The organism is Siphonobacter sp. SORGH_AS_1065, assembly GCF_030818595.1.
GTDB lineage: Bacteria > Bacteroidota > Bacteroidia > Cytophagales > Spirosomataceae > Siphonobacter.
The window spans coordinates 3,739,075-3,762,270 of record NZ_JAUTAM010000004.1 but is presented as its reverse complement, the minus strand read 5'-3'; the positions used below and the strand labels follow the sequence as shown (position 1 = coordinate 3,762,270).

14 protein-coding genes are annotated in these 23,196 nt (G+C 45.1%); 1 reads left to right on the top strand and 13 read right to left on the bottom strand.

The features are described 5' to 3' along the window. Window positions 1-13 precede the first annotated feature (13 nt). From QE390_RS16285 to QE390_RS16230, 12 genes are all read right to left on the bottom strand, one after another. A complete protein-coding gene (locus QE390_RS16285; protein WP_307142922.1) occupies window positions 14-781 on the bottom strand; it encodes a TatD family hydrolase in 768 nt (255 codons plus the stop codon). Between the two features lie 72 nt (window positions 782-853). Further along, window positions 854-1,579, bottom strand: a complete 726-nt coding sequence (locus tag QE390_RS16280) for a vancomycin high temperature exclusion protein (protein WP_307142921.1) — start codon at window positions 1,577-1,579, stop codon at window positions 854-856. Window positions 1,580-1,639: 60 nt separating this feature from the next. Continuing rightward, entirely contained in the window at window positions 1,640-4,249 is a 2,610-nt protein-coding gene (locus tag QE390_RS16275; protein WP_106634909.1) for a DNA gyrase/topoisomerase IV subunit A, read from the bottom strand. 245 nt (window positions 4,250-4,494) lie between these two features. Beyond that, complete coding sequence (locus QE390_RS16270) at window positions 4,495-5,136, bottom strand: CoA pyrophosphatase (RefSeq protein WP_106634910.1); 642 nt, start codon at window positions 5,134-5,136, stop codon at window positions 4,495-4,497. Window positions 5,137-5,310: 174 nt separating this feature from the next. Next, window positions 5,311-6,879, bottom strand: a complete 1,569-nt coding sequence (locus QE390_RS16265) for an NAD(P)/FAD-dependent oxidoreductase (RefSeq protein WP_106634911.1) — start codon at window positions 6,877-6,879, stop codon at window positions 5,311-5,313. A gap of 152 nt (window positions 6,880-7,031) precedes the next feature. Continuing rightward, window positions 7,032-8,162 (bottom strand): hypothetical protein, encoded by a 1,131-nt coding sequence (locus tag QE390_RS16260; RefSeq protein ID WP_307142920.1) that lies wholly within the window; start codon window positions 8,160-8,162, stop codon window positions 7,032-7,034. Window positions 8,163-8,373: 211 nt separating this feature from the next. Beyond that, complete coding sequence (locus QE390_RS16255; RefSeq protein ID WP_307142919.1) at window positions 8,374-9,852, bottom strand: FG-GAP-like repeat-containing protein; 1,479 nt, start codon at window positions 9,850-9,852, stop codon at window positions 8,374-8,376. Between the two features lie 73 nt (window positions 9,853-9,925). Then, window positions 9,926-10,855 (bottom strand): sugar phosphate isomerase/epimerase, encoded by a 930-nt coding sequence (locus QE390_RS16250; protein ID WP_307142918.1) that lies wholly within the window; start codon window positions 10,853-10,855, stop codon window positions 9,926-9,928. A gap of 146 nt (window positions 10,856-11,001) precedes the next feature. Further along, window positions 11,002-12,795, bottom strand: a complete 1,794-nt coding sequence (locus QE390_RS16245; protein ID WP_307142917.1) for a RagB/SusD family nutrient uptake outer membrane protein — start codon at window positions 12,793-12,795, stop codon at window positions 11,002-11,004. Between the two features lie 18 nt (window positions 12,796-12,813). Further along, window positions 12,814-16,416: a TonB-dependent receptor gene (locus tag QE390_RS16240; RefSeq protein WP_307142916.1), complete on the bottom strand. Its 3,603-nt coding sequence runs from the start codon at window positions 16,414-16,416 to the stop codon at window positions 12,814-12,816. A gap of 229 nt (window positions 16,417-16,645) precedes the next feature. Then, window positions 16,646-17,728, bottom strand: a complete 1,083-nt coding sequence (locus QE390_RS16235; protein ID WP_307142915.1) for a FecR family protein — start codon at window positions 17,726-17,728, stop codon at window positions 16,646-16,648. A 152-nt stretch (window positions 17,729-17,880) separates the two neighbouring features. Next, window positions 17,881-18,501, bottom strand: coding sequence for an RNA polymerase sigma factor (locus QE390_RS16230; protein WP_307142914.1), 621 nt, complete (start codon window positions 18,499-18,501; stop codon window positions 17,881-17,883). A gap of 377 nt (window positions 18,502-18,878) precedes the next feature. Here QE390_RS16230 and QE390_RS16225 point away from each other — a divergent pair, with 377 nt between their 5' ends. Beyond that, the gene (locus QE390_RS16225) at window positions 18,879-19,709 is read left to right on the top strand and encodes a S1 RNA-binding domain-containing protein (protein WP_307142913.1); all 831 of its coding nucleotides are present in this window, start codon (window positions 18,879-18,881) and stop codon (window positions 19,707-19,709) included. A gap of 701 nt (window positions 19,710-20,410) precedes the next feature. On the opposite strand, the gene QE390_RS16220 is transcribed toward QE390_RS16225, so the two are convergent. Continuing rightward, the gene (locus QE390_RS16220; protein WP_307142912.1) at window positions 20,411-23,059 is read right to left on the bottom strand and encodes an alpha-L-rhamnosidase; all 2,649 of its coding nucleotides are present in this window, start codon (window positions 23,057-23,059) and stop codon (window positions 20,411-20,413) included. Between the last annotated feature and the right edge of the window lie 137 nt (window positions 23,060-23,196).

Below are 23,196 nucleotides of genomic sequence, written 5' to 3'. Positions count from 1 at the left end.
GTATTTGTTAATCTTACTGAAGCAACTGTAAGGCATTTTCAGTAGTGATTTTAGTAACAGTTTCCAGCGAAACCTCTTTTAAATCCGCAATTCTCTGAGCAATCAGCGGTAAGTAACTGGATTCATTTCGCTTTCCCCGGTATGGTACGGGAGCCAGATAGGGGGCATCCGTTTCCAACACCAGATGTTTTAATTCTACTTCGGGAATGACCTTATCAAGCCCTCCGTTTTTAAAGGTAACTACCCCACCAATGCCTAACAAAAAGTTAAGCTCAATCGCTTTTTTGGCCTCTTCTACCCCACCCGAAAAACAGTGAAAGATCCCTCTCAAATTTGGGTCGTTGTGTTTTTCAATTAGTTCTACCGTCTCCCAAAAGGCATTCCGGCAATGAATGGCAATGGGAAGTTTGTAGGCCTGAGCCCATTGCAACTGCGTTGAAAAAGCAGCTTTTTGTTGCTCAGCAAAGGTAACGTCCCAGTAAAAATCAAGACCAATTTCTCCAATGGCTACAAATGCTGACGGATCTTTATCAAGCCACTCTTTCATGATGGCCAGCTCTTGCTCTACATTCTCCTTCACATACGTGGGATGCAGACCTATCATAGGGCGGCATTTTCCGGGATAATTTTTAGCCAGCTCCATCATGCCCGGAATCGTTTCCGAATCGCAGTTGGGTAACCAGAATTGGTCTACGCCTTTGTCGATCGCCCGCTGAATCATAGCTTCGCGATCGGTATCGTATTGCTCATCGTACAGGTGAGCGTGAGTTTCTATAATCATAAGCCCTGAATAATCCTGCAAAACTAAGAAAACCCAGACGGATCGTCCGGGTTTTCTGAAAAGTAAGTTCCATTAGATGGAATCGTCCACAGCCCGCTTCCGGCGTTCGTTTTCGATGGGAATGTTTCGTCGCGTAAAGGTTGGGTTCAGGAAAAAAACATCCATCACCGCTTTCGGACGAGCCAGGTATTCCCGAACCAGGGTTTTAATCGAATACCCGTTGGGTACATCCTGAGCCGCAAAAGCCACCGCCTCAACATCCAGTTGATTAGCCAGAAATAAAGCTCTGGCGTTATGAAAAGGTTGTGAAATGACGGTTACCTGCTTATGCTTGAAAACTTCCCGGCAGCGAACAATACTGTCGTACGTCCGGCGGCCCGCAAAGTCATGCTGGATCACATTGGCCGGAACGCCTAAAGCCACGAGAGCATCTTCCATGTCTCGGGGTTCATTGTAGTATTCCGAATCATTATTGCCACTCAGAATCAGCACTTTCACTTTTCCTTCATGGTATAATAAGGCGGCTGCTTCCATACGGTATTTGAAAAATAAATTCTGACGACCGCTGGCACTGTATTTACTCGTTCCCAGCACCAACCCGACATCATTAGCCGGAAGTTGCTTCAGAAAATAATAATTCTGGTTACTCGTACTTAGCACTACCCAAACATTACAAAGCAGAATAATTATGAACACAGCAAACCCTACCTTGGCTATCCACTTGATAATTTTTACCAAGAGGCTAGTCCGGTGACTCACCTGGCGTGTAGCACTAAAAAGTAGGGTTTTTTCGGTCATATCCATCCATTCTGTGATTACGGCCCTAGGGGTTCGTTACCTAAATCTCGCAAGACTTCTTTATCCAAACAAATCAAGCTGGTTGAGCGAGGCAGGATCTTCCTGATTTTCAATCTCCTTTTCCTCCAAATTTTCTGCAACGCTCTTCACGGGCTTCGTCTCTTGCTCTACTGGCTTTTCCACGATTTTAGGAGCTAAGGCTTTCACTTCCACCACTTTATTAGAGGTCAGTTTATTACCCAGAGCTTTCCACCCCCGCACTTCCACCAGTTCATCCACGGCCAACTCTTCTTTCGTGATTGGGCCTTTGTCGGTTTCTTTCGTACTCAATTCGATCCGAGGGAAATCAGCCACACTTGCCACCAGCAGTTTAGAGCCTTTCGCTTCACCGATGAAGTAGAATTTCTTATCGACAGTCGTTGTTTCGATGTGGAAACGTTTGACAAAGTAATTCTTTTGTCCTCCGTCGAAGTGAATCGCTGAAATAACGGTTTCTGGAGTAAATTTCGAAATACTCAAAATCTGATCCTGCTCGTAACGGTTGGTTAACTCGAAACTGGTTAACTCATAGTTACCATCTTTATAAATAACCAGAATTGAATCTTTTGCTTCGAAGTTACCCAGGTATTGTCCCCGATTATCACGGTTCAGGCGACTGATCGTAGGATCATACCAGATGTCCACCCCTCCCAAAGTAGAAACACCCGTCCGCTTCAGCTCTACTTTCCGAATCGGATACTTGGTTACCTGATTACCCAAGGCTTCGCGGTTTTTGATGGATAATTTCGCGAAATCCCATTCAAATTGCTTTACCTTGGCCGTGGATGAAGCCGTTAGTTTTACTTCAACGGTTTCTGCTTCCCCGTTATCATTTACCGTAAACCACAATACTTTCGATTTTGGATTACCTGCCGTCAGGTCATATTCCCGGTCGCGGGTAACAGCCGTTACGCAGAAGCGTTTCGCATAACTCACCCCCGATTTTGAATCGCTGTACATCAGGTTATACACCCGGCGATCGTCTCCTTTTCGGAACACGCCGCAATACATAATGTCCTTCCCAACGAAGACTTTGTCCTGAATTTTGGTAACCAGACACTTGCCGTCTCTACGGAAGACGATAATGTCGTCAATATCCGAGCAGTCGCATACGTATTCGTCTTTCTTGAGGCCGAAACCGATAAACCCATCTTCGCGGTTTACGTATAACTTGGCATTCGTTGCCGCAACCACCGCCACAGAGACCGTGTTAAAGCTCTTGATTTCCGTTTTACGTTCGCGGCCTTTACCAAATTTCTTTAGTAAGTTTTTGAAGTAATCAATCGCGAAACGCGTCATATGAGCCAGGTGCTCCATGACTTCGGCCAGTTCTTTTTCCAGCCGTTTCATGGCTTCATCGGCCTTGAAAGCATCGTATTTAGAAATCCGTTTAATCCGAATTTCGAGCAGTCGCAGAATATCTTCTTCCGTTATTTCACGGTAGAAATCCTTCTTATAGGGGTCCAGCCCTTTGTCAACGGTCTGAACGACGGCTTCGAACGTTTCGCATTCTTCAATCTGACGGTAGATCCGGTTTTCGATGAAGATTTTTTCGAGCGAAGAAAACAGAATTTTTTCCTGTAATTCCAGCCGACGAATCTCCAGCTCCCGACGTAATAATTCCTTCGTTTGCTCGGTATTAATCCGCAGGATGTCGCTTACATTCGAGAAAATGGGTTTATCAGCCGTGATGACGCAGGCATTCGGCGAGATACTTACTTCGCATTCGGTAAAGGCGTACAGAGCATCAATAGTAATGTCTGGAGAAACGCCAGGGGCCAGATGAACGTGAATTTCTACGTTCTTCGAAGTCAGGTCTTCAACCTTCCGAATCTTGATTTTTCCTTCGTCATTAGCCTTTATAATCGAATCCTTCACGGAAGTTGTCGTCGCTCCGTAAGGAATTTCGGTAATGACCAGTGTTTTCTTATCCAGCTCTTTGATTTTGGCCCGCACCCGAACTTTACCTCCCCGCTGACCGTCGTTGTAGTTCGTGGTATCAACCATTCCTCCGGTCGGGAAATCGGGTAATAAGGAAATAGGGTTACCCTTCAGAATATCAATCGAAGCTTCGCAGAGTTCAATGAAATTATGAGGGAGAATTTTAGTGGACAGACCCACCGCAATCCCTTCTACGCCCTGAGCCAGCAACAAAGGAAACTTAACGGGCAGAGTAACGGGTTCTCGTTTACGACCATCGTAACTCAATTGCCATTCGGTCGTGTCATCATTAAATACGACCTCTCTACCAAAGGCAGACAGACGAACTTCGATGTAACGGGCAGCGGCGGCACTGTCGCCGGTATTAATGTCGCCCCAGTTTCCCTGGCAGTCAAACAAAAGACCTTTCTGACCAACATTAACAATGGCATCATAGATGGAAGCATCGCCGTGGGGGTGATACTGCATAGCAGCCCCTACGACATTCGCAACCTTGTTAAAACGACCGTCATCTAACTCATTTAAGGCGTGCAGAATTCGGCGTTGCACGGGTTTTAGTCCGTCTTCAATAGCGGGCACGGCCCGCTCCAGAATCACATAAGAGGCATATTCCAGAAACCACTGCTGATACATACCGTCAACGGCAATCTGATCGTGCAGGGATTCTTCCTGTTCGAATGGTTCGGACATGGGTAAAAAGGGGTTCAAACGAAAAGGGAAGACCAGTTTCGTTAGTAAAACACGGGTACTAAAGCTTGAAAATGAGTGATTATTTCCTGTTTCAACAAAGATTTCATCTTCACTTCCTTCATCAATTCATACTTATGGATCGACTAACTTACTTAACTGAGTAAAGATAATGAATTTTATTGATCAATACCAGCCAATAAATGCATTCAATCTGGATTTTTGCGTAAAAAAACCAACCACCATTATTACTTGGCTTCGTTTAATACGACTAACAGTTCGGCAATCATCATGGCCGTTGCTCCCCATACTTTCTGATCCTGCAAGAGGTAATAAGGAGCATCAAATATCAGGCCTTTAGACTCCCGTTTTTCAGTGCCTAACACTCCTTCGTTCATCATTTCTTCCAGCTCAATTTCCAGAATCATATCGACTTCCACTGGATCAGGATAGAAGTCGGGACGGTAGGAAAGCGTTCCAATAACGGGTAATACCCAAAAATTACTGGGTGGAATATATAATTTTGTCAGTGAGCCCAGGATCTTCACATCGCTGGCTTTGATTCCTATTTCTTCCTGAGCTTCCCGTAATGCGGTATGAATCAGACTTTTATCTGTCCGCTCCATCCGACCACCCGGAAAAGCCATTTGCCCACCGTGCACGCCTTCATACTTCGGACGCAAAATCAGCGGCAGGTATAAATTACCTAAATATTCGTAAAACAGAATCAGAACCGCACTTTGACGCGTGCGTTCATTAGGCTGCATTTTAATACGAGCTTTGCCCCCGGCTGCCATTTTCTGATGAGCCAGCTCTCCCGGCAACGGCTCTTGTAGACGTTGACTTAGTGAAGCAGAGAATTCAGAAAAGGTTGCGGTTGCTAAATTCATATTGGTAGAAATTACGGGGTATTGCCTGCAAGTTAAGGCTTCCTGAGCGGAAATAGGTTATCCATTCGGGAAGTCTTTCCCGTAAGATTAACTTAAGTCACTGAAAATGTATTCATTCTCAAGTAGCATTTTTTTATCGGAAATAGCGATTTTCAAGCCCATTTATGCGTTTATCTAACGATAATTCGCCGCTAAAGCCTCCGCACAGCGTTCACCATCTACGGCAGCCGAAACAATTCCTCCGGCATAACCGGCTCCTTCGCCGCATGGATATAACCGCTTAATTTCTACGTGCTCGTAGGTCTCTTTGTCCCGAGGGATTCTGACGGGAGAAGATGTCCGGCTTTCGATACCGATCAACTGGCCTTCGTTCGACGTATACCCTTTCATGCGTTTACCAAATTCCTGTAAGCCCAGTTTTAAAGGCTCGGCAATAGTTTCAGGTAAGATGTTCGATAAATCCAGTGAAACTAATCCGGGCTGATAGGAGGTCTCATTGAGTTCAGATGAAACTTTTCCCTGAATAAAATCCTGCACACGCTGCGTCGGAGCTTTTTGGGTTTGAGCCGCCGCCTGACAGGCTTTCTGCTCGATTTCCTGCTGGTAATGTAAGCCCGCTAAAGCACCGTATTTAGAATATTTCTTCCAGTCGGGTTCATTCACCGCCACAACCATGCCAGAATTGGCAAAGTACGAGTCGCGACGGGAAGGCGACATGCCATTTACGACTAACTCGCCCGGAGCCGTAGCCGCTGGTACGATAAAGCCACCGGGACACATGCAGAAAGAAAACACGCCGCGATCCACTCCTTTGTACTTCGTCTGAGCCACCAGACTGTACGCCGCTGCAGGCAATAACCCACGCTCGGGGCGATGGTACTGAAGTTGGTCGATTAAAGCCTGTGGATGTTCAATACGAACACCCATGGCAAAAGCTTTAGCTTCCATGAAAACGTTACGCTTCTGGCATAAATCAAAAATATCCCGAGCCGAGTGACCCGTCGCCAAAATCACGCCAAGTCCGGTATGTTCCTGCCCATCTGCCGTAACTACCCCTCGCATGTGCCCCTGTTCGATGATAAAGTCGGTTACCTTGGCATCGAATTTCACTTCTCCACCCGAAGCCAGAATCTGTTCCCGCAGGGCCGCAACTACGTAGGGCAATTTGTTCGTCCCGATGTGCGGATGGGCGTCGATAAGAATATCCTCCACCGCTCCATGATTTACCAGAATTTCCAGAATCCGCCGAATGTCACCCCGCTTTTTAGACCGGGTGTATAATTTACCATCGGAGTAAGTCCCCGCTCCACCTTCACCAAAACAATAGTTTGAGTCAGGATTAACGATGTGTTCTTTATTAATAGCGGCCAGATCGCGACGACGAGCCCGCACGTCTTTTCCGCGTTCCAGCACGATGGGTTTAATACCCAATTCAATCAGTCGAAGTGCCGCAAATAAACCGGCTGGCCCCGCTCCAACGATCACTGCTGCAGGAGCGGCACTCACATTTCCGTATTGAAACTGATACTGACGCTGGGGTTGGGGAATTTCATTGATAAAGACCTCCGCTTCGATATTAACCTTTACCTGCCGCCCCCGGGCATCAACCGATTGACGGGTTTTGCGGACCTGCCAGTCGGCGGAATCCAGTGGTAAAGCTAATTCTTCGGAAATGTGCTGACGAAAGCGGTCAGCATCCAGAGCGATCTCGGGCTCGAGAACGTACGTTACTGTTTTTTTCATGGGTTTGTAAGGTAGTTAACCTTAAAAGTTTTCAGTTTACTGTTTGCAGTTTTCAATTATATTAACTGCCCCTCTACTCTGTGCAAATCTGAGCAATACTTAGTGAAACTCTGTGGTTGATAGAGTCCAGTATTTCAATTAAAACCACACTCTTATATTAATTTCTCAATTTGCTGATAGGCCTGGGTTACCATTTCGTTTAATCTTCTGGCAACTAATCGGGCGGATCGTTTTTTGTCTTCGATTTCTGCCAGCGTCAATGAATTTAGTAGGGTCTTTACCTGCTCATCCAGCGATTCGTCTGTATTAATTAACCAGGCGGCATCCCGAAGAAGTTCCCAGGTATCGGCTTCTTTACTACCGCAAAAAATAATGGGAGATCCCGAACAGATCGCACTTACGGCTTTAGACGGTACGGCAATGTGTGTCCACTTCGGCAACAGGCTTACCAACTGAACATCAAGCCAGTGCAACTGTGCCCGGGGAATATTTTTTAGTACCAGAATGCCCGGCTTCCCTTCTGCCAGTCTGATCAGATTCTCAGCCTTCGTTCCGTACAAAGCCAAAATCAGTCGCTGATGATCGGGATTTATGTGATGGATGATACGTTCCAGAAATTCAGCCGAATGAGCCTCTCCCACGTTGCCTGCATAACCCAGATAGATTTTGGAGTCATCCATTCGCCATTCAGGGCGAGTTTCGTCCTGGGGCTGATCGACCAGTACGCCGCAGGGTAATAAAATGGTAGGGATGGAATGCTGGTATTTCCAGCGTAAAAGCTCCGCCTGATTGGGCCCCAAAGCAACCAATGCCTTCGGAGCATTCTGATACGTTTTCTTAATAATCCAGCGGTAAATCGAATTCGTTTCTTTAATTTTTCCATCCGCCGCGAAGCCTTCAGGAAACAAATCCATGCTCCAGAGTATCCAGTTTTTCCGTTTCAAAAACAGAGAAGCCCAGAAGGGTAGTAAGGGCGGGCTGGTCATGACTAACAAAGGACCTTTACGAATTCTAAGAGCCTTTCGAATTAACAAAAAACCGTCTAATGGACCAGCAATGAAGCGTAGTAATGGATTTTTCCCTTCGTAAATAGTCGATACTGCATGCGTCTGACCTACGGGTTGCCGAATGGCTCCGCCGCCATCGTAGGTGCGGTCAATGTGAACAATATGTACATCAACGCCATGATTTTCAATGAGTACCTGAGCAAGATCCCACGCTGACTCGCCGGTAATACCGGGATTGGGAGGATAGTGGCGATTGACAATGGTAAGTGACTTCATGCAGGGGAAAGTCGCGGTGGCATTTTGCCATGACGCAGATTTCCCGCAAAAATAATAGCTAATTGGCCATATAAGTAGTTGTTAGTTGTTAGATATTAGTTATCAAATTGATATTCAACGTTTTATAGCCAATAAACCTATCGTTAAATAATCACAAAAACTCAACATCCCGAAAGCTTGAAGCTTTCGGGATGTTGGCAAAATTTGGCTCTTACTTCGTCCGGTTTTTCAGTACAATTAAGGGCAGGTTCAAATTCCAGTTTGGTTTATAATCCTCCTGATTATTAAAGCCTCGGGAATAATTACCCAGCACAATATCGAGATCGCCGTCGCCGTCCCAGTCTTTGGCATCCATGCAAATCCAGCGGCCATTTGCGTGAACGGGCACGGCATGAGGGACCCATTGTTTACGGGCATCCTGCTCGAAATAGATGAAACTTTCGTCCGGGTTATTTTTAAAATCGGCGAAGAAAGCAATCGTTGCTAAGTCGATATCTCCATCCTGATCAAAGTCAGCGGCCATTACTTTTGTGCAACCATTGACGGGATAAAACCAGTTTTGCTTAAAAGTAAAATTACCCTGATTGATAAACGTATAAACGCCGTGATAAGGCTTCAGAATTTTGGAATAGTCGCTGTTGTCTCCACTAGTGCAGATTAAATCCAACTGCCCATCTTTGTTTAAATCGACTAATTGAAAACTGGTTGACCCCGCCAATGGCAGAAATCGCTGAATGCGTTTTTCTTCAAATCCACCCTTTTTATTATTCGTGAACAGCCAGAGCCCTTCGTCCCCGTGAGCAAACAAAGCCATGCAATCGGGCCAGCCGTCTTTGTTAAAATCATCAACTACCACCTGAGTAGCTCCGGCCTCCGCCCGAATGGGACGGGTCTGATAACTGCCATCGGCCTGTTGCGTTGATAGGTATAGTCCACCTTTATCATGTCCAAAACCGCAAATGACCCAGTCCATCCGTCCATCTTTATCAAAATCCCCCGCAACGGATTGAATGGGGCGTGGCAACTGGCTTGCAATGAGAGTCGTTTTTTTGGTGGCTAGATCTACTTTCACCACCTCTCCGATGGGCTGATCTACGGCCAGCAAGGTTCCGATGGTGGTAACGGCTGCTTCAGTTGGGCTGATAAATTCCGCATTCACTACGGGCGATTGGAGACTGATTACTTCCGAACGATTCAGGTTTTTATCCCAGGCATACATCGCAGTCTGACCATTATGACCAGAATAAATTTTATCGCCTTGGAATTGCACCATCGTGGTTAACGCATGTTCCGAAAATTCTTTAGGTTTTTGTAGTTCAAAAATCGACCAGTCTTTCTTAAGAGGTTCACGGCTGGCTGCTTTCAGGCTATCAGGGGCCATCTTTTCAAAATAAGCCACGAGTTTTGTCCACTCCTGAAAAGACAAAGCTGACTTCTCCTGACTGTTGGCTACGATGTAATATTCGCCGCTTGCCGTCGTAGGGATGCCCAATTTGGGAGCCATCGCGGGTAAGACATGCTTGAGCCAGGTTTCCTTATCCAGCAGTTCAGGCTTGACGGATAAATGGCAACTCGAACAATAGGTTTCGACCAATTCAGCTCCATCTTTTTCCTTCTTCGACTCAGGCGATTGTCCACAGCCCATCAACAGACTTAGGCCTATGACCAAAAAACGATTCGTTCTATTCATAACTCGTATGTATACCATCGAAAAATCCCGTCTAGTGGGGAAGTTAGACGGGATTTTCTACATTCAATTCTTCTTAAGCCAGAATCTTCGACAAATGGTCAAAACTGATTTTTACGTTATCCATCGAAGGAGCCAAATCCTGTTCAACAAAAAAGTACTTTAACCCGGCAATCTTTGCAGCACTAAACGCTTTTTTGAAGTCAACCACGCCATTACCTACTTCCGTAATGGTCTTCAAATCGGATTTTATGTCCTTAATGTGCCAGATTGGAAAGCGTCCGGGATGTTCTTTAAAAATCGCTACCGGGTCTTTGCCCGCTTTGGTGGCCCAGGCTAAATCCAGTTCCATTTTCACTAAATCAGGACTCGTTTGCGAAAGGATTACTTCATAAGGCGTCTTCCCTCCTTCTACGGGATCGAATTCTGTGGCGTGGTTATGGTACGCAAACTGAACTCCCGCTTTTTTACTTGCTTCGGCTGCTTTCTGGAAAACCTCAATCGAACTCTTGATTTCCTCCATCGTAGCCACGGGCGTACTGGCACACACCAGGTAATTTAATCCTGCCTCAGCCGCTTCGTCGGCCAGTTGCTGATAGTTCTCTTTTAGGTTTAACGAAGGTGGAAACGTCATTGGCTTGCCATCCTTACCCACCGGCATTTTCATACCGGGGCGGGGTTTAAATGGGGCTCCAAGGGCATGGTGCGAACGCCATTTCATGCCTAAGTCCTCTACGATTGCTTTGAATTCCTTGGGCTTAAAGCCGTAATACCCTCCCCGACTGCTAAACGCAGATTCTATTTCCTTATATCCAATAGCTGCGATCTGTTTCAGCGTTCCTTTCGGGTCCTGATTCATGGGTTCAAACACCGTAAACAACTGAATTCCGATGGGCTTTGCTACGAATGCACTACCTAACCCCTCGGCTCTGCTCAGCAATGGGTAAAGCGAGCTACCAGCCAGCATCAGACCAGCACTCTTCAAAAAACCTCGACGTGTGTTCATGAGATTGAGTTTAGGGTTTTGTGTTCAAATGTTTGGGTTTAGAGTTTTATTTAACACTCAACTCAAAACGCTAAACCCAAAACCTACTCTAAAAGAAGATAGGCAGCAAGGTGCTGCCTATCTGTCCGATTACATTAACCTTATGATTAATAACCTTGGTTCTGCGTGAGAGTCGGAGTGCCATTTACTGTTGACAAGTCGATCTGACGCTGAGGAATAGGGAAATAGTTGTTTTTAGGAGCCGTGAAACGTCCACCCGTTAAGTCCGTAGTAATTTTGCTTTCGTATGCGATGTAGGCGTTCAGCGTCTGTTCCGCAATACCCCAACGGGATAAGTCAAAGAAACGGTGACCTTCCATCGCTAATTCGATTTTACGCTCGAAATAGATCGCACGGAGGGCCTTGTCTTTTCCGTATCCTGCGAAGGCCCCGGCGGGGTACTGAGCTACTTTGTAGTTAGCGGCAGGCGTAGAAGAGAAGCCCGACAGAGGAGCCTTATCGTTTACGTAGCTATACACTAAGGTTTCTGGCTTAGCCGCACGAGCCCGTACCATATTAACGTAATCTTGAGCTTTTGACAGGTTCCCTAACTGAGCTTCCGCTTCGGCAGCCATCAGTAGTACGTCAGCGTAACGGATGATCAGCACGTTGATAGCGGTTCCAGGAGCCCAGGAACTTTGGTCGGCATATTTGTCCTGAGTAGCCTGCCAGTATACATTTTTCTTGGGAGAATAAGGCCCCGCATAAGGCTGACTCCGAATCCAGTCTTGACCGGGATGTTTGCCCCAATCCAAATAAGGAATACCACGACGACCTACGGTCCAGTCTAGGCGTGGATCTAACTGCTGCTTATCAGGCGTGAAGGTGGAATCTTTCGAACTCACACCCATATCATTTTTTACAGGATTACTGTTATAATCATCCACGTAAGGCAAACCTGAAGCATCCGTACGGAAAGAGTTTACCAGATCCTGACTAGGCTGATAAAACCCGCAGCAACGGAAGGGACTATTATAAGGGAAGTTCAACATCTGACCAATATTGGAATTATCAATTGAGTTTGTTCCATCCTTAGCCACCATTTGAACTGCAAATACCGATTCCAGGTTGTTTTTTGTTGCCGCATCAAAGTTATCTTCATATCGGTCCGATAATCCATACTTCAAACCATTGGAAGTAACACCACTCGCAATTACCTGATCAAACATGGTTTTTGCTTCCTGATATTTCTTCTGGTACAAATACGTTTTAGCCAGGTATGCTCCCGCTGCCCACTTATTAGCACGGGCTACATTCGACTGAGTGGTTGGGAGATTATCGAAGGCAAATTTGAAATCTGCTTCGATATTAGGCCAGATACTCGTTGTATTAGCTTTGTTGAAATCTGCGGGATTAGGGTTAACATAATCTGTGGTAGTTTCATCAACCCAAGGCACATTATTAAACATCTTTTTCAAATCGAAGTAATAATGTGCCCGCAAGAAACGAGCTTCAGCTTCTATTGTTTTTGCTTCTGCCGCTGTTAAATCCTGTGCTTTTTTAATGTAAAAAAGAGTAATGTTTGTGCGATTAACCCCTTCAAAACTAGCTTTCCATTTGCTATTGAAGAAACCATTACTGGCGTTTTGCGTGTATTGCATGATGTCATTCATGCTTCCCTGATCCGCTCCATCACTGCCTTTGTGGGCATCGCCACCCGCCACGCTACCGTAAATCCAGTTGCCCGGAGCCGCATCCCAGGCGTTGGCAGCACCTGCACCATTACCATCCAGAACCCCGTAGGCCCCAATTAGGAGTGCATTAACTCCAGCTTTATTTGTCAACTGCGTATCGTTCAATGCCCCTAATACGGGTTGATCAAGAAATGAATCTTTGCAGGAGAACGTACTTAGGCAAGTGGCTAAAACAGCCGTCACCTGGATATATTTGAATGCTTTCATCGAGTTCTTCACGTTTGTTTAGAATGACAAATTCAGACCTAAAATGAATTGGCGTTGGTTGGGATAAACTCCTTCGTCAATACCAAAGGACGTTGTCGTAGCAAATGACTGGTTGTTACTACCGCCTGAACTGTTATTAGTGTTAACCGTCGTTCCAATTTCAGGATCTAAGCCCGAATACTTGGTAATTGTAAAAAGGTTGGCTGACTGTAAATACACCCGTAATTTCTGAACACCCAGTTTTTTCAGCGATGCGGCTGGTAATGTATAGCCGATCTGAGCATTTTTCGCCCGGAGGTAGGCTCCTTTTTCTACGTAGTAAGAGTTGGGAACCTGGTTGGTACTAAAGGAACCAGTATTTTCCTGAATGGGAGCTTTTGCGTTCATGTGGTCAGGAGTCCAAGAGTCGTAATAGGCCGTACGGCTTTTGGCACCGCCAAAGCTTGGATAGAAGTCCGTCCACCATCTTACGTTATTCCAGATGTCATTACCCTGAACCCCGTAAAGGAACATTCCAAAATCCCAGTTTTTGTAGTTTAAAGCGATATTCAGACCGTAGCTAAATTTAGGGTTAGGATTACCAATGAACGTACGGTCTGCATCCGTGATCTGACCATCTCCATTCACATCAGCATACCGGAAACGACCCACTTTGATTGCGTCCTGATAGACTGCGGATGCGTTTCCGGTAGCTTCCTGAGCTTTTGCGTTAGCCGCATCAATCTCACTTTGAGAATCCCAGAAGCCTTCTACTTTATAGCCGTAAAACTGTCCAATCGAGTGACCTACGGCATTACGGACGATGTTACTACCGTTAAAACGACGTCCCTCCTGATCGAAATAGTTACTACCATTCGACACTTTCAGAATCTTGTTGTCATAAGTGGTCAGTGTTCCTGTCAGATTCAGCGTCAGGTCACCCGTAATCTTCTTGTTCCAGGTAACAGCTAGGTCAACTCCAGAGTTTTTCATGTTGGCAATGTTCACGAAAGGAGCACTACCCTGACCAACGGCACCCGCTAATTCTGGGTTATACAACAGATCACGAACGTCTTTACGGTAATAATCAACCGTTACGTCCAACGCACCATTAAACAACGTGGCATCAATACCGATGTTAGAGTTAATATTCCGCTCCCATTTCGCATCAATGTTACCAATTCTGGTACGCTGAATACCAAAAACGTTAGTATTACCACTTCCGGTCATGTCATAATACGATTGCCCACGGACCCCTCCATACGTCGTATACGCATTAGCAGGATCTACGTTCAACTGGTTACCCATGACCCCGTAGCCCCCACGAATTTTAAGATCCGTAATCCAGCTAATGTCTTTCATGAATTCTTCCTGAGAAATTCTCCAGCCCGCACTCACAGCCGGGAATACCCCATATTGCGTTTTCAGGAATCGAGAAGAACCATCCCGACGAACGGTTGCACTTAATAAGTAACGGCCTAACAAGTTATAGTCTACACGACCAATCCAAGAGTATAAGGCATCAGCATAACGTGAACTATAATTCGTAGGTGTTCCTGAACCCGAAGTCAGGTTGGTAAAGTCGGGATCGAACGAGAAATAACCCGTCGTGGTTCCACCCACGTTACGGCCCCGGTTAGCATACGCTTCCGTACCTACTAATACCTTCAGATCATGCGTGTTATTGAAGTTATGAGACCAGGTCAGGGTATTAGTCCAGGTCCAGTTAAATCCAGCGAACGTGTTCTCCGTATATGAGTTAACGGTTACGTTCTCGGAATTCTCGTATTCAGGATAAGCAAAGGAGTTAAATGCTCCTGAGAAAACCTCACCTCCAAAACTGCTTCGTGCTACGAGATCTTTAAAAATGTCTGCTTCAATGTACATGTTACCAAAGAGACGCGTTTGCAGACCTTTATTATTACGAGCACGTTCCTGAATAGCTACCGGATTTTTCGCGTTACCTAACTGGTAGCCATATGATCCTGCGTAATTACCACGAATATCATACACTGGAATAATGGGTTGCATCCGGAAAGCCATCCCAATTGCACTACCTTCTGTTGAGGAGTTAACCCGACGGTTGTCCGTAACAGCAAAGGCCAGATTTTCCCCTACCCGAACCTTATCACTAATATTGAATGTACTATTAGAACGTAAAGTGTAACGTTTCAGATAAGTATTTAACAGGGTGCCCTGTTGATTGAAATAGTTCAGCGAGAACAGATAGTTACCCTGAGCCCCACCACCACTTACCGCTACGTTATGGCTTTGGATCGAAGCTGGTTTAAAAATTTCATGGAACCAGTCAGTACCTCCTTTATTTGCTTTTACAATTCGATTGAATGAATTAAAATCGTCAGAATTAGTGTAATTAGGATTTACATAATATGTTGATTCGTCTACAGTATTCGCCCCGGTGGGAACGATATAGTTTGGAAGTACAGGATCCTGACCATTACCATACATATCATCCTTTACTGCATTAGAAGAAGAATTACGTAAAGCTCTGAATTTCAGATTAGCCATATCCTGAGGAGACAGAATATCCCAAACGTTACCGCTCTTCACTCGCTGCGTTCCGTAATAGGCGTCGTACGTAATTTTTACTTTGCCACTACCCTTTTTCGTGGTCAGGATGACCACGCCGTTGGCAGCACGAGAACCGTAAATGGAAGCCGAACCCGCATCCTTCAACACCTGCATCGACGCAACGTCGTTAGGGTTAATATCGTTGATGTTCTGAGTGGGAACGCCATCTACTACATACAAAGGAGCGTTATTGCCAAAACTGTTAATACCCCGAATCCGAATCTGAGGGGCTTCACCCGGCTGACCAGAACCTAATACCGTCACCCCGGAAGCACGTCCCTGAAGCTGACTGGTTACCTGCGGCGATGGTTGTTCCGTTAACTGAGAAACGTTGATAACCGATACCGCACCCGTTAAATCTGATTTCTTCTGCGTACCATAACCAACCACCACCACTTCACCTAACTCCTGCGAGTTACTGGCTAGGATAACCGTTAGATTCGTCTGATTACTGATTTCAACTTCTTTGGGTGTGTACCCAATCGAGGAGACGACAAGTGTACCGGTCAAATCTGGAACGTTCAACGAAAACTTACCTTCGGCATCTGTACTGGTACCCGCCGTAGAGTTTTTCAGGCGAACCGTTGCTCCGGGAATTCCGGCTCCGGCTTCGTCTGTTACTTTACCCGTAATCACCACTGCTGGAATGACCCGTGAAGCACTCGTTCCAGAAGAGTTATGTACGGGAATATTGGTGATGCTACGGCTTAAAATAATGTTACCACCCGATACTTCATAATTCAGGTTATAGGGCTGTAATAATTGCGACAGCACCCGATTTAATGACTCGTTCGTTACTGAAATGGTTACCTTACGGCTAGCCTGAATTAATTGTGAACTATATACAAATTTTACATTGGCAAGACGCTCTACGGTTTTTAAGGCATCCTTCATGGATTGTCCCTGAATGTTCAGTGTTACTTTTTTATTCAGAACATCCTGAGCAATACTATGATGAGCATAACTCGCACCCACTAAAGATGTGGCAAGTGCCAGTTGTGCGGCACCAATCTTCATGAATGCTAACATTAGCCGTTTATTTTTTTTCATACCTTTGAGGTGTTTTGTTGAAATGCGATTCGGCAAAAAGAATCCACGGGCAACCCTTCGGAAGTTGCTGTTCACCTGGCAGTGAGAAGTGGAGAAAATTAGGGTCGGCGGTGCTGGTAACACTGCCGATTTTTTTTACTGAAAGCGGTCAAATTTTATTTCATAGGCAAGAGATGCAGGTTTTTTATAGAGTTTGAAAAGTCGTATTAGGAAATTGATCGTAATTCATTTAACATCCTCGGCCATACACGATAATCTGTCCATCCAGGACTTCGTAACGAGCTTCTACTGCTTTACAGATAATCGTTAGCATTTCAAACAGGGGCCGATTGGTGAACGATGCCGTCAGTGGGCACTTGGCCATCGTTTCTTCGTCATATATAATCCGCACGCCGTAGGCTTTTTCCAGTTTTGCGAAAACTTCCGTTAAAGAGGTATCCGAAAAATCAAAGGTTGAAACCTGATCGCTCTTTTGAATTAACTGGGGTTTAGTAACAATTCCTTTCAATAAGCGGGAGTCGCCACAGTGATGTTCTACTTGCTGATTCGGAGTTAACACAACGGCTAACTGTTCAGCGTGTTTCGTTACTTTCGTCTCATGTCCGTTTCTTGAAAATACAGAAACTCTCCCCGTCATAACCGCCACGCTGGCTTTCTCTCCTCCGGGTTCGGCATTTATCACAAAACTTGTCCCTAATACTTTAGTAACCAAGTCATTAGCATACACATAAAAAGGCCGATCCGGATTCTTAGTTACTTCAAAGAAAGCTTCTCCTTCCAAATACACGACTCGCTGCTGTCCTTTGAAGGCCGGGTCGAAACTAATCCGGGCACCTGGCTTTAATACTACTGAACTGTGATCAGGCAAATGAACAAAAATGGACGCTCCTGTTGTATTTTTTCGCTCGATCAACGGTTGACTACTAGTTGAAACCAGATACTGGTAAGCACTTGTCGCTCGATCACTTTTTTTTAAATAAACCCCTACTGCCACTCCTACACTTACCATGAAAAACAGTCCGGCAGCTACTCGTATCATCGGCCAGCGGCCTATCCTCCGGGGCGGTTGTATGCGTTGCTGCATATCAAAAATCATGTTTTCCACTTCATGATCTTCAATATCGTGACCGGGCTTTACCTGAATAGATTGAAAGAGTATTTGTGCTTCATGAACTAGTGGTTGTTTAAAAGGATTTTGTCTAAGCCATTCTTCCCATTCTTCCGACGATTCGTTTTGTACGCCGCGTACCCAATCTGCAAAAGTTTCGTCGATCAGGAAATCTTCTATTTCGTAATGATTATAATTTTTCATTGATTGAATAGAATTATTTACCCGTCTTTGTCAGTAATATCCGCTTTGATCAAAAATCTACTGGTCAAAGTGTAAAAAAATGTCAAAAAAGTTACAAATTTTTAAAGACAGTTATATTAACTGCTGAAAATCAGCATAGTATGTATTAATACTTAATGTAAAATAAAAGTAATGATTCCGCCGAGAGCTAGTATTAAAGCAGGATAAGTGCAGGAAGAATACCAATTTTTACGCAGCCGTAGAATGGCTTCATGCATAAGGTTATATACCGACTGCCGGTTCATATTCATTACTTTGGCTATGTCGTCGTGATTCAGTTCTTCGTAGAATTTCAGGTATAGAATTTCCTTTTGTCGTTTGGGTAGAGTGTTTAGTAGCTTCTGGAGCTTTTCCTTCATGTCTTCCGTCTCCTGCATCTCAATCAATTGATTTTCAACCGAAAACTCAACTGAAAAAGGCATTTCATCTTCCAGATTTTCGTAGCGATTCCATTTTCCCTGTTCGCGGAAAATGCGAAGACGTAAGGCTTTAAACAGGTAGGGTTTTACCGAGACCGTTTCCCTGATCGTGGCTCGGTGTTCCCAGAGGTCAAAGTAGATGTCCTGGATACAATCTTTAACAAGATCACTGTTAGGTGAAAGTCGGCTACCGTATCTAAACAAAAGCCGGGAATATCGCCTCATCAGATCCGAAAAAGCACCTGCATCTCCCCCTCTGAATCGGCTCCATAGCTCTTGATCCAGATGCAATGATGATTTTTCTGAGGATGGCATTTAGTATTATTTCGGTTAAGAACTGAACAAAAGTAATTTTTTCTCTGATTGTATGTGCATAGATAATTATTAAATTCAATTATTTTTTTTGTTTAAATCTAAGCATAGAATGCGTTATTTTGACACAATACGAATATACGATTGCAATTTTCTGATAATCAATTAGCATAACTAGACGTTTATACCTGCCTTTTATACTGTCCTATGAAGTACAATACCTAAAAACACGAACGTATATATATATACGCAATTAGGTTTCTACAATTATTCCTGTTTTAAAGGGTTCATCGCGTAAGAAGCTCATTAAAGTTTAAGACCTTTGTAGTCTGTAAAATGAAGCATGACTCGGAAAGCCACTTTCCATTTTTATACATTGCATGATTACTGTAGGAAAAAAAAATACACTCACCGCCCTCCGACTAACCAGCGTTGGCATGTTTATGGGTAATGGTGAAGACGAAATTCTGTTACCTAACAAATACATCCCGGAAAATCTGGAAGAAGGAGACGCTCTGGAGGTATTCATTTACCGTGACTCAGAAGATCGTCTGATTGCCACGACGCTTCAACCCAAGTTGGAACTGTACGAGTTCGGTTTATTAACGGTTAAGTCTGTCAGTAAATTCGGGGCTTTCCTGGACTGGGGACTTGAGAAAGATCTGCTGGTTCCGTTCAGTGAGCAAAATCATCCGCTGGAAGAAGGTGAATCCGTTGTCGTGGGGCTGGTGCCTGACGTAGAAACGGATCGCTTGATTGGTACTTGTAAAGTGGGTCAGTATCTGGAATACGACCGCATTCCCTTTGCTCCGGGCGACGAAGTAGAATGTCTGATTTACGAACGCAGCGATCTGGGCTATAACGCAATTATCGATAACCATTACCGGGGGCTTTTTTATTATAATGAGGTTTTCCAGCCGCTCACGATTGGAACTAAAGTAAAGGCATTTATCAAACAAGTTCGAGTAGACAAGTCTATTGATCTCTCGCTACAACCTCAGGGATATTATCAAAGCGTTGATATTAACACTGAAAAGATTCTTAAAAAACTGGAAGAGCAGAATGGCTTTCTGGCTTTAAATGATAGCAGTGATCCTGCTGTGATTTATGCGACGCTGGAAATGAGCAAGAAAGCATTCAAGAAAGCCATTGGGGCCTTGTATCGGGAGCGAATTATTCGCCTGGAAGAGGACGGAATTTATCGGAATTAGCAACTTTTAGTACTGGCAACGCCCCGAAAGTTTTGAATTTTCGGGGCGTTGACTATTAAGTTAAAAGTTATAATCGAAGACCTTATGGCGACCTCGCAGTCGCTCGGCTCTGGCCGAGTGACGATTTAGCTTGGCAGGCCTCTGGCCGATGTTTGCAAGCCTGTTTGGATTGGGTTCCCTGACTCCCTACTCTTTCGCATCCTACCGGCCAGAGGCCTATAGCTACGTAGTCACTCGGCCAGAGCCGAGCGACTGCGGGAACGAAGTGAGAGACCTTCTGAGGAATGGGGCGGGTTTAGTCAAGTTACCGTATGACCCAATAAACTCGAAAAAGATCATAAGATCCTTCGCTTTGCTCTGGATGACAGACGCTGATGATAAAGTATGAAATAGCCTTAGATGCCAACCGTGTCCTCATAGTGTCCCCGGATTTCATCCGGGGCTATTTACATTTAACCCCTCCGGGGTTGTTGTTAACATTGTTAAAATAGTCTTACGACAAATAACCCCGGAGGGGTTGAACACGGGTAGCCCCAGGCTGGATAGCCCCGGATGAAATCCGGGGTACAAACATCGAGCTCCTTCGCTTCACTCTGGATAATAGATTATTGCTATATAAACTATTCCTAAAACGGTTCTCCCGAAGTAGGGAGAGAATTCCTACTTTATTTAACTCTTATTTTTAGAAAGTCTCTTACATTCTATTCTTCAATCAGAAACGTATAGTTTCCGGTCAGTAATCGGAATCCCTGTTTACTGTCCGTTCCAACGATAGGCATTCCATCCAGTTTTACTTTTTTGGAATTAATAAATACAGAAGCCGTACTGTTGGCAGGAATGGTTACTTTATATTCAATGATCGTTCCTGAACGTTTCCAGGAAGAAACGATTTTACCGTAAGGACCTTCGTGTTCAGCTTCCAACCGATCAAGATTCTTCACAAAATTAGGTCGCAGCCACACATTTTTGAATCCGGGATTTTCTGGATCGGGCTTAATACCTCCTAACCCTTTATATAACCAGGCTCCAATTTCCCCGAACATAATGTGATTCAGTGAAATATCAGACTTGGCCTGAATATCCCAGTTTTCGTATAACGTCGTTGCACCATTTTTAATCCACCAGCCCCAGGACGGATACGTCTCTTTGGAAGCCAACGTATAAGCCACATCGGCATAACCATTTTCGCTCAGAGCATTAAGAATAGCTTTGGTACCGAGTAATCCCACATCCAGACTATTGCCGTCCGCTGCTACTCGTTTCGCCAGATGAGCGGCTACTTTGCTTTTCAGATTTTCAGGAACAACGCCCCATTGCAACGGAACGGCCTGTTCCGTTTGCAATCCAGAGCCGTACAAGCCCGTTTCTTTGTTCAGGTATTTGTCATTAATTGCATCCTGAATTTTTTTGGCTAGCGATGCATACAACTGCTGCTCAGCGGGTTTACCAAGCAATCCCGCAGCGTTGGAAACAATCGTAGCATCAACGAAATAATAGATACTGGAAGTTAATTCCACGGGTGATTGAGACTTCACGGGTATCCAGTCACCCAAGCCCCAGCTCGTCAAGCCATTGGGAGCAATGTCTGTGATGTGATCCACGTAACGCTTCATGTTTTCGTAGTTATCCTCCAGTGGTTTTTTATCGCCGTAAAACAGGTATAAATTCCAGGGAATGATGGCAATTGTACTGGTCCAGTCAGGACCATTGGCCCAATCGTAGCCCCAGCCGCTGGTTGGTATAATGGCGGGCAAGATGCCATTGGGCTGTTGCTCATCTCGATGATCGGCCAGCCATTTTTCATAAATAGTGATGCCATCATAACTATATAAACCCGTTTCAACCGCGATTTGCCCGTCGCCCGTCCAGCCATTTTTTTCCCGTTGCGGACAATCGGTTGGGTAACCGAACAGGTTGGACAGATACGAGTTATTCGTCGCCCACCACAACTTATCCAGAGTCGGATTTGATGAGCTAATTTTCCCTACTGGGGGCACATCACTGTGCATGAAATAGGCCATCAGGTTTGCGGGAGTTAAGTCGAGATCGCGATTTTTGGACGTTATTTCGACGTACTGAAACCCTTTGTAATTGAATTTTGGCATGAACTCATCTTCCCGGCCACTCAAGGTTACGACATCCACCTGAAAAGGATCGGTGTTATCCGTAGGGCGATAATGAGCATCAATGTTCGACAAATCCACCCGACCATTCTCCAGCAAACGCTCGCCGTGTTTCAACCGAACCATAGTTCCGGCATTTCCTTTCAGCTTCAACTCGGTTACGCCCGAAATATTTCGCCCAAAGTCATATACCCAGGTAGTATCATCGAGATGAACCATACTTACCGGACGCAGGGCCTCTACGTTCCGAATCGGATGCAGGGCCTGAGCTACAATGTGAAGGGAAGGAGCCGGACGATTGATTGCATTTTTCCATTTAGAATCATCGAACGCAGCCGTATGCCAGCCTTTTTGCTCTTTACGAGCGTCATAATGCTCAGCGGTATAGATACTGTTGAAGATCACCGGACTCAATGCCGTTTTCCAGGAAGTATCACTTGAAATCGTTTCCGTGGTGCCATCCTCATACGTTACCCGAAGATCAACGCAAACGGAAGGTCGGCTTCGCCAGGGAGCCTGATGGAAATACCACACAGCCGTTGACTGGTGGTTATACCAGCCATTGCCAAGTAAAACGCCCACTGCATTTTTACCTTCCTGGATTTGCTTCGTTACATCATACGTTACGTACAACGTTCGACGATCAAAGCGGGTATACATGGGGTCAAGCCGATGATTACCAATCTTCTGACCATTGAGATACAGTTCATACAAACCCGCCGCCGCAATATAGGCCCGGGCAGAACGCACCCGTTTTGTCGTCTGAAAACTTTTCCGAAAGTACGGAGCGGGTTTGATGGTTACGTCACGAGCATCTGAAATCCAGGAGCCTTGCCAATTTTGCTGGTTCATGTGTCCCGTTTCAAAACTTGCAATTGAACTCAGTCCCGAAGGTTTTCCGTCGTGATCCCAGGTTTGAACGGCCCAGTAATATTTAGTGTATGGTTTTAAAGCAGAGCCTTCATAGGTAACCAGATTTCGAACAAACGCCACTTTAGCCGTTTTCCAGACTTCGCCTTTCTGAACCTGAGCGGAATCCGTACTTACAAAAATTTGGTAGGCGGTCTGGCGAGCTCCTTTGCGGGTATCCTGCAACTGCCAGGTTAGTCGCGGTTGCGGCGTATCAATGCCTAAAGGATTGGTTAGATATTCGCTTTGAAGTTTGGTGGGCTGAGCCAATAACGCATGTGAAGCCAGAAAAAGTAAAGGGATATAAAATGCTTTCATTAGGTTTAGAGATATACTAGAACTGCTGCAAATTAATAGATTTTCAATGGTTAACCCCGCAAAAGTTGCAAGGTCAGGGCAAAAGAAAAAGCCAAAGGCTTCACCCCTGGCTTTTCATTAGTAGTAATGTACTGGCT